The 15,433-nt window shown below is 64.0% G+C and carries 13 protein-coding genes and 1 tRNA gene; 7 read left to right on the plus strand and 7 right to left on the minus strand.

The window, feature by feature from the left end; genetic code table 11:
* Nucleotides 1-552: acyltransferase family protein (locus FBR05_11545; GenBank protein ID MDL1872819.1), on the minus strand; the 552-nt coding region annotated here is incomplete at its 3' end.
* Between the two features lie 183 nt (nt 553-735).
* Here FBR05_11545 and FBR05_11550 point away from each other — a divergent pair.
* A complete protein-coding gene (locus FBR05_11550) occupies nt 736-915 on the plus strand; it encodes a hypothetical protein (protein ID MDL1872820.1) in 180 nt (59 codons plus the stop codon).
* A 43-nt stretch (nt 916-958) separates the two neighbouring features.
* Nucleotides 959-5,251, plus strand: coding sequence for a DEAD/DEAH box helicase (locus FBR05_11555; protein MDL1872821.1), 4,293 nt, complete (start codon nt 959-961; stop codon nt 5,249-5,251).
* Nucleotides 5,252-5,402: 151 nt separating this feature from the next.
* Here the strand turns inward: FBR05_11555 and FBR05_11560 are convergent, their stop codons facing one another.
* Nucleotides 5,403-6,353, minus strand: a complete 951-nt coding sequence (locus FBR05_11560; GenBank protein ID MDL1872822.1) for a DUF861 domain-containing protein — start codon at nt 6,351-6,353, stop codon at nt 5,403-5,405.
* 22 nt (nt 6,354-6,375) lie between these two features.
* On the opposite strand from FBR05_11560, the gene FBR05_11565 reads away from it, so the two are divergent.
* The gene (locus FBR05_11565) at nt 6,376-7,467 is read left to right on the plus strand and encodes a helix-turn-helix transcriptional regulator (GenBank protein ID MDL1872823.1); all 1,092 of its coding nucleotides are present in this window, start codon (nt 6,376-6,378) and stop codon (nt 7,465-7,467) included.
* A gap of 79 nt (nt 7,468-7,546) precedes the next feature.
* Here FBR05_11565 and FBR05_11570 read toward each other — a convergent pair whose 3' ends face one another.
* From FBR05_11570 to FBR05_11590, 5 genes are all read right to left on the minus strand, one after another.
* Nucleotides 7,547-8,779 carry a type II toxin-antitoxin system HipA family toxin gene (locus FBR05_11570; GenBank protein MDL1872824.1) on the minus strand — a complete coding sequence of 411 codons (1,233 nt, stop codon included), beginning with the start codon at nt 8,777-8,779 and terminating at the stop codon, nt 7,547-7,549.
* Nucleotides 8,776-8,997: a helix-turn-helix transcriptional regulator gene (locus FBR05_11575; protein MDL1872825.1), complete on the minus strand. Its 222-nt coding sequence runs from the start codon at nt 8,995-8,997 to the stop codon at nt 8,776-8,778. The genes FBR05_11570 and FBR05_11575 overlap by 4 nt, the downstream gene beginning before the upstream one ends.
* A gap of 245 nt (nt 8,998-9,242) precedes the next feature.
* Nucleotides 9,243-10,040 carry an ion transporter gene (locus FBR05_11580; protein ID MDL1872826.1) on the minus strand — a complete coding sequence of 266 codons (798 nt, stop codon included), beginning with the start codon at nt 10,038-10,040 and terminating at the stop codon, nt 9,243-9,245.
* A 34-nt stretch (nt 10,041-10,074) separates the two neighbouring features.
* Nucleotides 10,075-10,151 (minus strand) — tRNA-Pro (locus FBR05_11585).
* A gap of 37 nt (nt 10,152-10,188) precedes the next feature.
* A complete protein-coding gene (locus FBR05_11590; GenBank protein MDL1872827.1) occupies nt 10,189-10,701 on the minus strand; it encodes an NYN domain-containing protein in 513 nt (170 codons plus the stop codon).
* Nucleotides 10,702-11,003: 302 nt separating this feature from the next.
* On the opposite strand from FBR05_11590, the gene amt reads away from it, so the two are divergent.
* The 4 genes from amt to glnA all read left to right on the plus strand — a co-directional run.
* Nucleotides 11,004-12,395 (plus strand): ammonium transporter, encoded by a 1,392-nt coding sequence (gene amt, locus FBR05_11595; protein ID MDL1872828.1) that lies wholly within the window; start codon nt 11,004-11,006, stop codon nt 12,393-12,395.
* Between the two features lie 98 nt (nt 12,396-12,493).
* The gene (locus FBR05_11600; protein ID MDL1872829.1) at nt 12,494-14,005 is read left to right on the plus strand and encodes an ammonium transporter; all 1,512 of its coding nucleotides are present in this window, start codon (nt 12,494-12,496) and stop codon (nt 14,003-14,005) included.
* 26 nt (nt 14,006-14,031) lie between these two features.
* Nucleotides 14,032-14,370 (plus strand): P-II family nitrogen regulator, encoded by a 339-nt coding sequence (locus tag FBR05_11605; protein ID MDL1872830.1) that lies wholly within the window; start codon nt 14,032-14,034, stop codon nt 14,368-14,370.
* Nucleotides 14,371-14,566: 196 nt separating this feature from the next.
* On the plus strand, nt 14,567-15,433 hold an 867-nt coding region (glnA, locus tag FBR05_11610; protein ID MDL1872831.1), incomplete at its 3' end, for a glutamine synthetase.

A 15,433-nucleotide genomic window follows, 5' to 3' on the forward strand; every position in this document is an offset into this window, starting at 1 on the left:
GAAGGGGACGCTGAAGCGCAGCTTTTCCAGCATCTTGATGCGCGGCTTCAAAAGAAAATAGGAATTGAAGTAGGCCGCGTTGATCCCGCGGCAGTAGGTGGGGACGATCGGCGTATTCGTCTGCACCGCCAGGCGCACGAAGCCTTTGCGCCGCTCCCAGGGGATGCGCCGCAGGCCGCGCTTGGCGAGCAGGGCCTCGTAGATCCCGCCGGGCGCGAGCATGACCACGTGGTTTTGCTTGAGCAGCCGTACGGCGTTGCGCGGGTCGGCCTTCACCGCCCCGCCCTTCAGGAAGAGCTCGCGCAGCCCCGGGACGTAGAAGAGAAAGTCCGCGCCCAGGCCGCGCGCCATCAGCCTGCGGCGCTTCAGCAGTTTCCAGGCCAGCAGGAAGCCGTGGAAGGGGATGACGCCGTGGTTCATCACGACGAGGCATCTCTTTCCGGGGATGTGCTCGAGGCCGCGGACCTCGTAGCGGAAATACTTTTCCAGCAGGCGGAAGGCGGGGGAGAGTTTTTGCAAAAAGGCCGGATCCGCCTGGTGCAGGGATTGCATCGGCCGCCCTTAACATAAGAAATTTCGCCTCCCCACGAAAAAATCCCGGCGAATCGGCCGCGGCGGGGAGGCCTTGCCCCGGCCCCCGCGATCCTTCACAATTTCCTCTGGCAAGCCGTTGAAGCATGCGAGGACCCGCCGACGGGGCTAAAATCCATTTTCAACAGGCTGTCGGAGGCGACCATGAGAAGTTTGGCCTTGATGGTTCTGCTCTTGGCGGTATTTCTGCTCGGGAAGCCCACGCCCGTCCTCTGCGTCTATTGCCCGGGCGGCACGCCTTGCTACTCCGACGTCGATTGCAGCCAGGGCTGCCGCTGCCAGGCCCCGCCCTATTTTCAGGGGGTCTGCGTTCCTAAGTACTAAGCCCTCTGGATTTCCCCAAAACCGCGGGCTATCGTCTTTCCCCATGCATCCGGCCCTGGAGAAATTCCATCCCCTGATCGCCCGCTGGTTCGAGGGGCGCTTCGGCGCGCCGACCGAGCCGCAGCGCCGCGGCTGGCCCCACATCGCCTCGGGCCGCGACACCTTGATCGCGGCGCCCACCGGCTCGGGCAAGACCCTGGCCGCCTTCCTCGCCTGCCTGGACCGCCTGGTGCGGGCCGGGGAGGCGGGCGGGCTGAAGGACGAGACCTCCGTCGTCTACGTCTCGCCGCTCAAGGCCCTCGGCAACGACATCCAAAAAAACTTGGCCGAGCCCCTCGCCGAGCTGGGCGCCCTGGCCCGAGAGACCGGGATCGAGCTCCCCGAGATCCGCACCGCGGTGCGCAGCGGGGACAGCACGGCGGGCGAGCGCGCGGCGATGTTGAAGAAGCCGCCGCACATCCTGATCACCACGCCGGAGTCCCTCTACCTGCTGCTCACCTCCCGGCGCGGCCGCGAGCTCTTGAAGCCCGCGCGCACGGTGATCGTCGACGAGATCCACGCCCTGGCCCGCGACAAGCGCGGCTCGCATTTCGCCTTGAGCCTGGAACGCCTCGACCGCCTGGCGGGCCGGAGGATCCCCCGCGTCGGGCTCTCCGCGACCCAGCGCCCCATCGAGGAGATCGCCCGCTTCTTAGTCGGAAGCGCCCAAGTCGCCGCGGACGGGAGCCCCGACTGCGCCATCGTCGACGCGGGCCACCGCCGCGACATGGACCTGGCCTTGGAGATCCCCGAGGAGGAATTGGGCGCGGTTGCCTCGAAGGAATTGTGGGGCGACATCTATGACCGCGTCGCCCAATTGGTGCGGGAGCATCGCAGCACGCTCGTTTTCGTCAACACCCGCCGCCTGGTCGAGCGCGCCACCCACGCTCTGGCCGAACGCCTGGGCGAGGCGGCGGTGGCGGCCCACCACGGCAGCCTCTCGAAGGAGATACGCCTGGACTCCGAGACCCGGTTGAAGACGGGCCTGACGAAGGCGGTGGTCGCCACGGCCTCCCTCGAGCTGGGCATCGACGTCGGGGCGGTGGACCTGGTCTGCCACATCGGCAGCCCCCGCAGCCTGGCGGTGGGCCTGCAGCGCATCGGCCGCGCCGGGCACGCCCCGAAGGCGCGCGACGCGGAGACGGCCCTCGTCCTGCCCAAGGGGCGGCTCTTCCCCGCGACCCGCGACGAGCTGCTGGAGTGCGCGGCCTTCGTGCGCGGGGTGCGGCGCGGCAATTTGGAAAAGACCCGGTTGCTGGCCCATCCCCTGGATATCCTGGCCCAGCAGATCGTCGCGGCGGTGGCCTGCGAGGAATGTGGCGAGGACGAGATCTTCGCCATGGTCCGCGGCGCCTGGCCCTACGCCCGGCTGCCGCGGGAGGAATTTGACGCGGTCTTGACGATGCTGTCGGAGGGGATCGCCACCTCCCGCGGCCCGCGCGGGGCCTGGCTGCATCGGGACGGCGTCGCGCGCCGGTTGCGGCCGCGGCGCGGCGCCCGACTGGCGGCGCTGACCTCGGGCGGGGCCATCCCGGACAACTTCACCTACACCGTGGTCAAGGAGCCCGAGGGCACGGTCATCGGCTCGCTGGACGAGGACTTCGCCATCGAGAGCCTGGCCGGCGACGTCATCCTGCTGGGCAACACCTCGTGGCGGATCCGCCGCGTCGAGGCCGGCCGCGTCCGCGTCGAGGACGCCCACGGCCAGGCCCCCAACATCCCCTTCTGGCTGGGCGAGGCCCCGGGCCGCAGCCCCGAGCTGTCCTGGGAGGTCTCGGAGCTGCGCAAGGACTTGGAGCCCATGCTCTCGGATCCGGAGCGCGCCGCGGCCTTCCTCGAGACCGAGTGCGGCGTGCCGAAGGTCGGGGCGGAGCAGGCGGTGCAGTACCTGCGACAGGCGCAGGCCGCGTTGGGGGCACTGCCCACGCAGGACGCCCTGGTCGCCGAGCGTTTCTTCGACGAGGGCGGCGGGATGCAGTTGGTGCTGCACGCCCCCTTCGGCGGGCGCATGAACCGGGCCTTCGGCCTGGCGCTGCGCAAGCGCTTTTGCGCGGGATTCAACTTCGAGCTGCAGGCGGCGGCGACCGACGACGGGATCCTGCTCTCGCTGGGGCCGCAGCACAGCTTTCCCCTGGATTCGGTGTTCCGCTTCCTCGCCTCGCGGACCGTGCAAGACACGCTGGAGCAGGCGGTGCTCGACGCGCCGGTCTTCGGCGTGCGTTGGCGCTGGAACGCCACCCGCGCCCTGGCCCTGCTGCGCCAATCCGGCGGCAAGCGCGTCGCGCCCGCGATCCAACGCATGCGCAGCGACGACCTGTTGGCGGCGGCCTTTCCCGAGCAGGCGGCCTGCCAGGAGAACGTGACGCGCCCCATCGCCATCCCCGATCACCCGTTGGTGACGGAAACGATGCGGAATTGCCTGGAGGAGGCGATGGACCTGCCGGGCCTCACGGCCCTGCTGCGGCGGATCGAGGCGGGGGAGATCCGCCTCTTGGCCCGCGACACGCCCACCCCGTCGCCGCTCAGCCACGAGATCCTCAACTCCAATCCCTACACCTTCCTCGACGACGCGCCCTTGGAGGAGAGGCGGGCCCGCGCGGTCGCGACGCGGCGGACGCTCTCGGACGAGGACCTGCGCGCCTTCGGGGCCTTGGACGAGGCGGCGATCGCCGCGGTGGAGGAAGAGAACTGGCCGGACCTGCGCGGCGCCGACGAGTTGGCCGACGCCCTGCGCGACCTGGTCTTGTTGCCCGAGTCGGCGGTCGGCGAGGCCTGGCGGCCCTGGCTGCAGGAGCTGCTGGCCGCGGGCCGAGCCCAGCGCCACGGCCGGCATTACGCGACGCCGGAGCGGGGAGACTTGGCGGCGCGCGCCCTGGCCGGCGATGCGGAGGCGGTGGCGGCGGCGCTGCGTGCTTGGCTGATGGCCGGCGGTCCCGCGACGGCGGCCCAATGGGCCGAGCGAACTCAACTGCCGCGGGAGGCCGTGGAGTCGGCCTTGCTCCGCCTCGAGTCGCAGGGCTTCGTCCTGCGCGGGCGGTTCCGCGCCGCGGCCCTGGCGGGGGGCGCGGAGGAGTGGTGCGACCGCGAGGTCTTGGCCCGGATCCATCGCCGTTGCCTCTCCCGCCTGCGTCAAGAGCTGGAGCCCGTGACGACGGCGGACTTCGTCCGCTTCCTCCTGCACTGGCAGCATGCCGCGCCGGGGAGGCAGCTGGTCGGGGCCCAGGGTTTGCTGGAGGTGATCGCCCAGCTGCAGGGCCTGCAGCTCCCCGCCGCCGCCTGGGAGCGGGAGGTCTTTCCCGCGCGGGTCGCGGGCTACCAAAGCGCGATGTTGGACGAGCTCTGCCTGAACGGGACGGTGCTGTGGGGACGCCTGGTGTCCGGCGGCGGAGAAGAGGAAGCGGGGCCGGGCGACGCGGCGCGGGGCCGGCGGCGCGCCGCACCCAACCGCAACACGACGCTCTCGGTCTTGCTGCGCGAGAGTCTGCCGCATTTTCTGCGCGCGAGTTCCCCCCAAGAGCCGAGCTACGCGGGCCTGGGCGCCTCGGCCCGGCAAATTTTGGAATTGCTGGCCCAGCGCGGGGCGATGTTTTTCAACGAATTGCAGGCGGTCACCGGGCGGCTGCGGACGGATTTGGACCAAGCGCTCTGGGAATTGGTCGCGGCGGGCGCGGTCACCTGCGACGGCTTCGCGGGGCTGCGCAACCTGATCCAGCCCTCGCGGCGCCGCGAGAAGGCGAGGCTGCTCGAGCGCTACCCCCACGCCCGCGGTCCGATGTTCGTGGGCGGGGGCGGGCGCTGGTCGTTGCTTCGGCCGCCGGGCCTGGCGGCGCCCGCGGCGCGCGGCCCGCTGGGCGAGCCGGCGGAGCTGGAGGTCTTGGCCGACCAGTACCTGCACCGCTGGGGCGTGGTGTTTCGGGACGTCCTGGCGCGGGAGCCCTTCGCGCCCTCGTGGCGCAGCCTGCTGGGCGTCTACCGGAGGCTGGAGGCCCGCGGGCTCTTGCGCGGGGGCCGCTTCGTTGCGGCCTTCGGCGGCGAGCAATTCGCCCTGCCCCAGGCGGTGGAGGCCTTGCGGGCCTTGCGGCGGGAGGAAAAGTCGGAGGAAGAGCCGGCGGTCTTTTTGTCGGCGGCCGATCCCTTGAACATCACGGGATACCTCACGCCGCCGCCGCGGGTCCCCGCGACTTTGACGCATCGCCTGCGCTTTGTGGGGGGAGTCCCCGAGGTCTGCGAGGGGCGGGGTCCGCAAACGGCGGCCTTGGAGCCCGGCTTTGGGAAAGTGTTCAGGTTGATTCGTTGAGGGATCGGAAGGTTTATTCTAGGGCCTTTCCGTATTTCTTGATGCCCGCCAGCGTCGCGTCGATCATGGCCGGCAGGAGATGCCTTGCCAGCGTTTGGGAAGGCCTGACTACCCCTGCTGGCCGCGCTCCTCCCGTTCGCGTGGAAGCGGGTCAAGGCAGCGTGGAGTTGAGAAAGGTTTTTTGGACCGAGGCGCCCTGCGCTTCCCAGCGCAGCGAGGTGCCTTTCAGAATCAGATAGGAATCGCCGGGAAACAGCATTTGCGGCGATTCCGAACCCACCTGGATCACGGATACTCCTTGATGGATTCCTCCGTGTTCGGTGAAGGGCATGGTGATCTCGAAGGTCCCTTGCGTCGTCTGAAAAACTCCGCCGACCAGACTGTCCTGGAACAGGTCGAAGCGCGCGGAAACGACGGGGTCCCCTTCCACGATCCTCCCGCCCAAAGCGGCTGGGTCAAGAACCAAGAAATCCTCGTCGGGAACGGGGCGGCCCCGCTGAAACACCGCCATCGGCCCGGGAAGGTCGGAAGCGCCTTGATAGTTGTAGAAGGACTTTTGCAGCTTGGGAGTGAGCACCTCCACTAAGATCGTGCTGCCCTGGGTGATTAGATAGCTGTCTCCCGCCGACAGCACATCTTCGTTGCCGTGCTCGTCACGGATCCGGACGACTCCGTTCAGGATCGTCGCGTGCTCGGTGAAAGGGTAGGTGACGCGTATCGTCCCGCGAGTGACCTGAAACACCCCGCCGGAATAGCCCGGCACGAAATAGTCGAAGCGGGCGGATGCGGCCGGGTTGCCTTCGAGGATCTCCCCGCCGATGGCGCCGATGTCGCCCAAGTCCATCAGTTCGGAGGCAGGCACGGTGACGCCGGCTCGATAGAGGATCATCTGTTCCGCATGGGCCTGCGTCTTCACAAGGCCCAACCCTATTCCCAGGAACGCCATAATGAGTAACGATTTTTTTTTCATATTTCCTCCTTCTGGACACGCATAGTACGTTGTAAACAGAGAAAGCATAAGCCCGTAAGGAAAAATCGGCGTCCGCGAAAAGGCGGATTCTTCGGCGTGAATTTCGCGTTGCCCCCGCCGCCGGGGCTCCATTAAAATGAGGAGATTTTAAGCCATGAACCCTTCCCTGCAAGAACAACAGGCCGCGGAAGTCATTCGGCTTTCCTACGAATGCTCGACCCTGGAGGACTTCGGCGGGGAAGTGCTTCCGGTTTTGAACCGGCTGTTCGACGCCAGCGCCTCCCTGCTCTATCGCTGCACGGAGGCCGGGCAAGTGGTCGCGCTCGCCGGATCCTTGGCCGAAATCCACGACGAGTACATGCGGCACTATTTTCCCGAGGACGTCGTGCAGGCCGCGCTCCGCCGGCTAAACCCCTGGGCACTGCATTTCTCGCGGCTTCCGGAATGGAAAGCTTTCCGCCGCATGCCCTTCTTCAACGAGCTGCTGCACCCCCGCGAGGCCGACCATTTCTACTACTTCCGCCTCTCGACCTCCAACCACAAGCAGGCGGGGGATGTGGGCGTGATGGTGGCGCGCTCGGAAAGACTTCCCGATTTCGGGCCGCAGGAGAACTTGCTGGTGATGCGGGTGTTTCCCGCCCTGGAGGCACTGGTGCGGCGCAGCTTCAGGACGGAGGGGCACCTGCGCCGGACCCTGGTCGAAAGGATTTGCGAGATGGACCGGGAACCGAAAGTGGCCCTGGACCGGTTCGGCAGGCTCCTCTGGGCGACGGACAGCGGAGCTTCCCTGCTGGGCCTACGGAACCGGCGCAAGCACGCGGTCCCAGAAGCCCTGAGCGGCGGCGCGCGGCGGCTGGCGATTCTGCAGAAAGACACCCCTTCCCGCGTTCCCCCTGCCACGGTTTGGTTGCGGCGCCCGAACGGCGCTCCGCTTAAGGCGGAGCTCAGCTTCGTGCGGACCCACAGCGAGGATTTTTTCATCCTGGCGCAGCTCCAGGAGCCGGAAGTCCCCCCCGACTTGTCCCGAACGGCCACGCGCCACGGTCTCACCGGGGCGGAAACCCAGGTTTTGAACCTTTTGGCCCAGGGCCGGTCGGACCAGGAGATCGCGAGGCTTCTCTTCGTCTCCATCGCCACCGTCCGCACCCATGTCGGCCGCATTTTCGAAAAGCTGGCCGTCAAATCGAGGGTGCAGGCGGCTCTGCTGGCCCACGGGCATCCCTTACCGCCTCCCAGCCGCACTTGACGTGGCGGAGAGCCGTCCCGCAGCAGCCGCCCCAATAGAGACCTCCTTTAGCAAAGGAGTCGCCCTGCGCGGGGGTCGGCTAGGAGAATTTTTTTGCGGCCGTTTGGATCTCTTCGACAATTTTTATCAGGATTTTCCGCGTGCCGAAATGACTCGTAAAACGGTCGCATTCGCTTCTCGCGTATTTCGGAAGTTCTTTGGAAAGCTCCTTAAGGATTTCCAGGACAACTCGGGGTTTTACGTCGGCCTCGGCCGCAAAACTTTCCCAATGCCGCTCAAAGATTTCCCGGCGTTTGTATTTGCCGCCGACTTTCATGGCTAATTTTTCCGAAAGCCCCTCATAAACGGCCGTCGACATCAGATCATAAAAAGGTGCGAGTTGAATTCCATCCGGCGCGATCAAGAGAGAGATGTTTTTTCCGTGGGCGTCGCAATTTCCGATGAGAAAATTAAATACAGCCCAGGTAATGAGTTGTTTTTTGTCGACGGCCGGTTGAACGCTGAAGTTTTCAAGGACTCGAAAACAATCGGAAAAGGACGGCCCCCCTTCGTTTTGATATTTTTCCTCGGCGTATTTTCCCAAAGCCTGACAGAAATCCTCTTGATGCAGTCTTCGGATCGATTTGTCTTCGTTCCATTGGCGATCGTAGCGCAGCACCAGATAAATCGGTTTTCCTTGGCACAAAAGAATTTCGGAGCGCGGGACCTTGATGCCGAAAGTCCCCGCTAGTTTCATGCAAAAGGCTTCGTTGAACACGGTGTCTTCAAAATCGGGAATGGGCGGTTTTAAAATATGGGAACTGGGAGCGCCGGCTTCCGGCAGATAAATTTTGTTGTCCTCCAAAAACACCGGCAATTTATCTTGGGCCCCTGCGAGGGAAAGTCGGGCATTCCCATCCGCCAAAAGGAGAGGCCGGCGCGGCATTTCCTCGATGAGGCGCCCCATCTCCTCTTCGCCGATTTCGCGGTATTTTCCTTTTTTGGGCGGCAACTCTCTTTCCGGATAAACCGAAATGGCGCCCGCGCAATCGCCTCCTAAGGCCGCAAGCATTTCGAAGTCATTATTCGCGGATTGGCCCTTCGTGGCCGCGATGAGCCGGCGCACTTTTCCCTCGGGGAGCAGGTTGGAAAAAAAGGGCTTTGAAAGATCGTCCTCGAAGGGGGCCTCCCGCAAGGGAAGTCGGGTGGAGAGTGGAAAGGTTCCGGCTCTTAGCCAGCTTGAGTCGTATTGGAATCTCCAGCGGCGCCTGGCGTCGATCGTGATTTGGCCGACCGGTTGGGTGTCGAAAAAAACGAACAGGGTGGAGGTCATGAACGACCTCTTTCTTTGACGTCGAAGGACAAGCCTAGACCTTTGAGTACCTTGAGTACCTTCCCGATATGCAGGGTGGCTTTGCCATTTTCCAGTTCGGATAAAAACCGTGTTCCCACCCCGCAGAGTCCGGCGGCCTCGATTTGAGTGAGGCCGGAAGCCTTGCGCTTGTCTCGGACTTTTCCGGCGAGCGTTTTTAAATCCTCAAGGGTAGCCACATTATTATTCCCGATCGGTAATATTATTCAAAAAAAGATGGTCCCGCAACGATTAATTCCCGATCGGTAATATTTTTAAAAAATTCTGGGAGGATCCCCTCGAATAATCCCGATCGGGAAAATTTATAAGTAATGGAATTAACTCGTGAAAAATGGACAATCGGCGTCTTATCGGCCGTAACGATCCGCCTGGGGGGAGCTGGGCCGAAACGAGGGTGAAATCATTTCCCGTTCGAGACGCGGGCTCAAAGCCGGCCGCCGCAAAACTTGCAATGCAGGGCGTCCGGGTCATGCCCCTCGGCGCCGCAGACCGGGCAGGCGTTGCGGGTGATCCCCCGTAGCCGGGTGAACTCGCTGGTGACGATGCCGGTAGGCACCGCGATGATGGCGTAGCCGACGATCATCAGGAGCGAGGCGAGAAACTGGCCCAGCGGCGTCTTCGGGGCGATGTCGCCGTAGCCGACCGTGGTCATGGTGACCACCGACCAGTAGAGGCTGACGGGGATGTCCTTAAAGCCGCTCGCGGGTCCCTCGACCAGGTACATCAGGCTGCCCGAGATGATCACAATGATGAGGATGGAGAAGAGGAAGACGAGGATCTTGTAGCGGCTGGCGCGCAGCGCCTGCACGATCACCTGCCCCTCTTGAAAATAGTGGCTGAGCTTGAAGACCCGGAAGATGCGTAGCAGCCGCAATGAGCGCACGACGATCAGCGAGTGGGCCCCGGGAATGAAGAAGCTCAGATACATCGGCAGGCAGGCCAGCAGGTCGACGACCCCGAAGAAGCTGCGCGCATAGGCGAGGGGGCGCTGCACGCAGTAGAGGCGCAGCAGGTACTCGACCGAAAAGGCGACGGTGAAGATCCATTCGAGGACGTAGAGCGCGGCGCCATAACGCTCTCGCAGGCTCGCGACGCTCTCCAGCAGGACGATGAGCACCGAAAGCAGGATCAAGGTGATGAGGACTACGTCGAAGGCCTTGCCCGCCGCGGTGTCGGACTCGAAGACGACGGTGTGGATTTTTTCCCGCAGCTTCCCGCGCATGGGAGGGGGCTTTCGTCCTAAGCCGTTGAAAAAATGGTCGGGGCGACTGGATTTGAACCAGCGACACCTAGCTCCCGAAGCTAGTACTCTACCAGGCTGAGCTACGCCCCGAATGGCGACCCTCGCTAGCGCGAAGGGGATCCTAAATCTACTGATATTTCTTGAGCAGCGCCAAGGCTTTTTTCTTCTCTTTCGGCGGGCGGAAGGCGTCGCCCTTGCCCGGGCGGCGCCGGGCCCTTAAGGCCTCCTCGTCCAGGGGCTCGCCCCCCAGGATCTTCGCCACCTCCCGCTCGAACTCGTCCGACTTCAGGATCGAGGCGCCCGCCTTCACGGCCGCCTCCTGGATCACCCGGTCCGAGCTGACCACCACTGCGGCCGGCCCCCGCTCGCGGGCCATCGCGATGATCTCCTCGTCCGCCGTGTAGCCGCCACGCGAGGCCAGGACCCGCAGGCCGTGCCGGCGGTCCTCCCGCATCTCGTTCTCCAGCCGCGAATAGGCGTCGAAGACCACGCAGACCCGTTCCCCGGTCTTGAGGCCGAAGTCCCCCAGCCAGCGCAGGGCCGCTTCCTTCCCGCGGGCCCCGTTTCGGGCCTCCAGCTCCGCGAAGCGCCGGCTCTGCCGGATGAAGTTGTAGCCGTCGATGATCCACAAGGTCGCCATATTCGCTCCGAACCGCGAAAACCGGTTTTTCGACGCCCTCCCAATAAAGAGGCAGGGGCCGCCTAATTCGAATCCAGAAGCCTAAAAAATAGGCACATTGGCGCCCCGGGACCTTGGGGGATTTTAAAAAATATCAAATAATTTCAATATATTAACAAATTATTTTGCCTGGCATACGACTTGCTCAATGGACTTTCCAAGCTTCCCTTGCGTTCGGACACCGCCTGGCCGGCGCGCCCGGCCCCCCGATGGGACGCTTTTACCCGACTGGGCCTAAATATCAATTCCCGAAGGAGTCTCTCATGCGAAGACGAATCCATCTGATGCTGTTGCTGGTCCTCATGGTAGGGTTTTTTCCCGGCCTGGCGCTCGGCGCCGACCCCAGCTCCGGCGAATTGAAGATCATGGTCGACACGGTCTGGACCCTGATCGCGGGCATGCTGGTCTTCTGGATGAACGCGGGGTTCGCCCTCGTCGAATCGGGGCTCTGCCAATCCAAGAACTGCGTCAATATCCTCGCTAAAAATTTCATCGTCTTCGCCATCTCCTCCCTGGCCTTCTACGTGATCGGTTGGGGCCTGATGTTCGGCGACGGCAATCCCTACTTCGGAACCCAAGGTCTCTGGATGGTCGGCGGGGCGGACAACTCCCCCGCCACCGGCGAGGCCTACCAAGGCGTCTATTCGGCGATCAATTGGACCGGCGTTCCGATTTGGACGAAATTCTTCTTCCAGTTGGTCTTCGCCGGGACCGCCGCCACTATCGTCTCGGGCGCGGTCGCCGAGCGCATCAAGTTCCTTTCCTTCATCGTGTTCAGCTTCATCCTGGTCGGTCTCATGTACCCCACCACCGGACACTGGATCTGGGGCGGCGGCTGGCTGGCCAAGCTGGGTTTTTGGGACTTCGCGGGTTCGACGGTCGTTCACTCGATGGGCGGTTGGGCGGCCTTGGCGGGCGTCATCGTCCTCGGGGCGCGCAAGGGTAAGTTCGTCAAAGGAAGGGTCCATCCGATTCCCGGCCATAACCTGACCAGCGCGACCTTGGGAGCTCTGATCCTTTGGCTGGGATGGTTCGGTTTCAACCCGGGCTCGACGATGGCCGCCGCGGCCGGCGACATCGGGCGCATCGCGGTCGTCACCAACTTCGGCGCCGCCGCGGGCATTCTATCTTCGACCGTGGTCGCTTGGATTTTAATCGGAAAACCCGACCTCTCGATGATCATCAACGGCTGCCTGGCCGGTCTGGTCGCGGTGACCGCGCCCTGCGCCTACATCGGCATGGGCTCTTCGATCATCATCGGATTGATCGCCGGCGCCTTGGTAGTCTTCGCGGTCCTCTTCTTCGACAAGGTCAAGCTGGACGACCCCGTCGGCGCCCTCTCGGTGCATCTGGTCAACGGCGTCTGGGGAACCATCGCCGTGGGTCTCTTCGCCCAGGACGTCTTTACGCCGAATACCACCGGCAACGGCCTCTTCTTCGGCGGCGGCGCCAAGCTGCTGATCGCCCAACTGACCGGCGTGGCCGCCGTCGGCGCCTTCACGCTGATAATCTCGCTGGTGGTTTGGTACGCCCTCAAGCTAGTGATGGGCATCCGCGTCAGCGAGGAAGAAGAGCGCGAGGGCCTGGATCACGGCGAGCACGGTAACATCTGCTACCCCGACTTCGTCCAGGCGGCGTCGGTGATGAAGAGCTAAATTTTTGACCCATCGTGCATCCGCTTCTTAGGGCCCCAGCGGGTCGTGGCCGGGAAGGTCCGAAGAGGCATGGAGACGACAACCATAAGGAGAGGAACATGCGATCGAAAATCCGTCGACGCGGCTGGCTGGCCATGCTCATGGCCGGAGTCGTCGCCGTCGTCCTAAGCCAGGCCTTCGACTTGAAGGCGCAAGAAACCCAGGCCACCGCGCCCGCCGCGGAGGCCCCGGCCGCCACCGGCACCGCCAAGGCCGAGCCCAGCCTCGACCAGCGCGTCGCCGACCTCGAGGCCTACATCAACAACACCGCGCGCGGCTCCGACGCCGCCGACAGCAAGGTGGCTTCGAAGGTGCCCGGCGCGGGTCCCGGGCACAACGCCTGGATGATGACCTCGGCGGCCCTGGTGCTGTTCATGACCCTGCCGGGTCTGGCGCTGTTCTACGGCGGCCTGGTCCGCAAGAAGAACGTCCTCTCGGTCTTGGCCCAGTGCATGGGCATCGCGGGGCTGGTGACGATCCTCTGGTGGGCGGTGGGCTACAGCTTGGTCTTCTCTCCGGGCGGGCCGCTCTTGGGCAACCTGGACTTCGCCTTCCTGAAGGGCGTCGATTCCAATCCCAACACGAATTACTCCTATTGGGTTTCCCAGAACATCTTCAGCATGTATCAGATGATGTTCGCGATCATCACCCCGGCGCTGATTATCGGTGCCATCGCCGAGCGCATGAAGTTCTCGGCGGTGCTGCTTTTCGTGGGCCTCTGGATGTTCGTCATCTACTTCCCGCTCGCCCACATGGTGTGGGGCATCGATGGCCTGATGAACGGCGTCTGGAATGCCAACGCCGCGATCAAGGCCATCGACTTCGCCGGCGGCACGGTCGTCCACATGTCCTCCGGTTGGTCGGCCCTGGTGCTCTGCATGATCCTGGGCAAGCGCATCGGCTTCGGCAAAGAGCACATGCCGCCGCACAGCATGGTGCTCTGCATGGTCGGCACCGGCATGCTGTGGGTCGGCTGGTACGGCTTCAACGCGGGCAGCGCGGTCTCGGCGGACGGCATCGCGACCAACGCCTTCATGACCACCACGGTGGCCGCGGCGGTCGGCAGCTTCGCCTGGGCCTTGGCCGAATACCTCGACCGCGGCAAGCCCAGCGTGCTCGGCTTCTGCTCGGGCGCGGTCGGCGGTCTGGTCGTCATCACGCCCGGAGCCGGCTTCGTCACGGTCGGCTCGGCGGTGATCATCGGCGTGCTCGCGGGTGTGATCCCCTATTTCGCGGTGACCCGCCTCAAGCACTGGCTGGGTTATGACGACGCCCTCGACACCTTCGGCGTCCATGCGGTAGGAGGGACCCTCGGCGCCTTGTTGACGGGCTTTTTCGCCACGGCCGACGTCAACGCCAATCTGCTCACCAACCTGAAAGACGTCCTGGCCAACGGGAGCCTTTGGGTCGAGCAGCTGAAGGCGATGGGACTGACCATCGTCATGTCCGTGGTCGGCACCCTCGTAATCGCCTACCTGATCAAGGCCACGCTCGGTCTGCGCGCCGAGCCCGAGGCCGAGATCCAGGGTCTGGACCTGGCCGAGCACGGCGAAGAAGGCTACATCTATTAATTTTTTGAATTAAAGGAAGGAATACCATGAAAAAAGTGGAAGCCATCATCAAGCCCTTCAAACTCGACGAGGTGAAGGAAGCCCTGCAGGACGTCGGCGTCCAAGGCCTGACCGTCTCCGAAGTGAAAGGCTTCGGGCGGCAGAAGGGCCACACCGAGCTCTATCGCGGCGCGGAGTACGTCGTCGACTTCCTCCCCAAGATCAAGCTGGAGGTCGTCGTCAACGACGCGGACGCGCCGAAGGTGGTCGAGACCATTCAAAACGCGGCCAAGACCGGGAGGATCGGCGACGGCAAAATCTTCGTCTCGGCCGTCGAGAACGTCATCCGCATCCGCACCGGCGAGACCGGGGCCAACGCCATCTAAGCCGGATTCCCCCGGCCCGCCTCTTTCCTGGGCGAAAGGGGCGGGCCGGGCGGGACCCGCTGCCCTTAAATTGGGCAAGACCCGACTAAACACGGTTTTTTCAACAGAGAATTCTTGACAGTCCCGAGGCGGCGCATTAGCGCCGGATCGACGGTCTATCCAGGTTCGTCATCATTTAAAGGAGATCCCCATGGGAATGACACCCAAAGACGCAGTGGAATTCGCCAAAAAGAACGGCGCGGTCATGGTCGACCTGAAGTTCATCGACTATCCCGGCGTTTGGCAGCACCTTTCGATTCCGATCAGTGAGTTCGACGAAGGCTTCTTCGAGCGCGGCCAGGGCTTCGACGGCTCCAGCATCCGCGGCTGGCAGCCCATCCACGCCTCCGATATGTTGCTTGTCCCCGACCCGACCACGGCGGTGATGGACCCGATCATGGCCCATCCCACCCTAAGCTTGATCTGCAACATCTACGACCCGATCACCCGCGAGCCTTACACCCGCGACCCGCGCCACATCGCGCAAAAGGCCGAGGCCTTCCTCAAGTCCTCCGGCGTCGGCGACGTCGCCTACTTCGGCCCCGAGGCCGAGTTCTTCATCTTCGACGACGTGCGCTTCAGCCAAAGCTCCAACGAGGCCTTCTACGCCGTCGACTCGGTCGAGGGCATCTGGAACACCGGCCGCGACGAGGGCCCCAACCTGGGCTACAAGCCGCGTCATAAAGAGGGTTATTTCCCCGCGCCCCCGACCGACAGCCTGATGGACCTGCGCACCGAGATCTGCCTGACCCTCGAGAAGGTCGGCATCCGCGTCGAGGCCCAACACCACGAGGTCGCCACCGGCGGCCAGTGCGAGATCGACATGCGCTTCGACAGCCTGACCAAGATGGCCGACAAGCTCATGTGGTTCAAGTACATCATCAAAAACGTCGCGGTGAAGCACGGCCGCACGGTCACCTTCATGCCGAAGCCACTGTTCGGCGACAACGGCTCGGGCATGCACTGCCACCAGTCGATCTGGAAGGGCGAGAACAACCTCTTCGCCGGCGACAAGTACGGCGGC

This window comes from Deltaproteobacteria bacterium PRO3 (genome assembly GCA_030263375.1).
Classification (GTDB): domain Bacteria; phylum UBA10199; class UBA10199; order DSSB01; family DSSB01; genus DSSB01.

Bases quoted from the DNA above. Each gene is read 5' to 3' on its own strand.
- FBR05_11590 (MDL1872827.1), bottom strand. From the start codon at position 10,701: ATGGCGACCTTGTGGATCATCGACGGCTACAACTTCATCCGGCAGAGC.
- FBR05_11550 (MDL1872820.1), top strand. From the start codon at position 736: ATGAGAAGTTTGGCCTTGATGGTTCTGCTCTTGGCGGTATTTCTGCTC.
- FBR05_11605 (MDL1872830.1), top strand. From the start codon at position 14,032: ATGAAAAAAGTGGAAGCCATCATCAAGCCCTTCAAACTCGACGAGGTG.
- FBR05_11570 (MDL1872824.1), bottom strand. From the start codon at position 8,779: ATGACCTCCACCCTGTTCGTTTTTTTCGACACCCAACCGGTCGGCCAA.
- FBR05_11555 (MDL1872821.1), top strand. From the start codon at position 959: ATGCATCCGGCCCTGGAGAAATTCCATCCCCTGATCGCCCGCTGGTTC.
- FBR05_11580 (MDL1872826.1), bottom strand. From the start codon at position 10,040: ATGCGCGGGAAGCTGCGGGAAAAAATCCACACCGTCGTCTTCGAGTCC.
- FBR05_11565 (MDL1872823.1), top strand. From the start codon at position 6,376: ATGAACCCTTCCCTGCAAGAACAACAGGCCGCGGAAGTCATTCGGCTT.
- FBR05_11560 (MDL1872822.1), bottom strand. From the start codon at position 6,353: ATGGAGCCCCGGCGGCGGGGGCAACGCGAAATTCACGCCGAAGAATCC.
- amt (MDL1872828.1), top strand. From the start codon at position 11,004: ATGCGAAGACGAATCCATCTGATGCTGTTGCTGGTCCTCATGGTAGGG.
- FBR05_11600 (MDL1872829.1), top strand. From the start codon at position 12,494: ATGCGATCGAAAATCCGTCGACGCGGCTGGCTGGCCATGCTCATGGCC.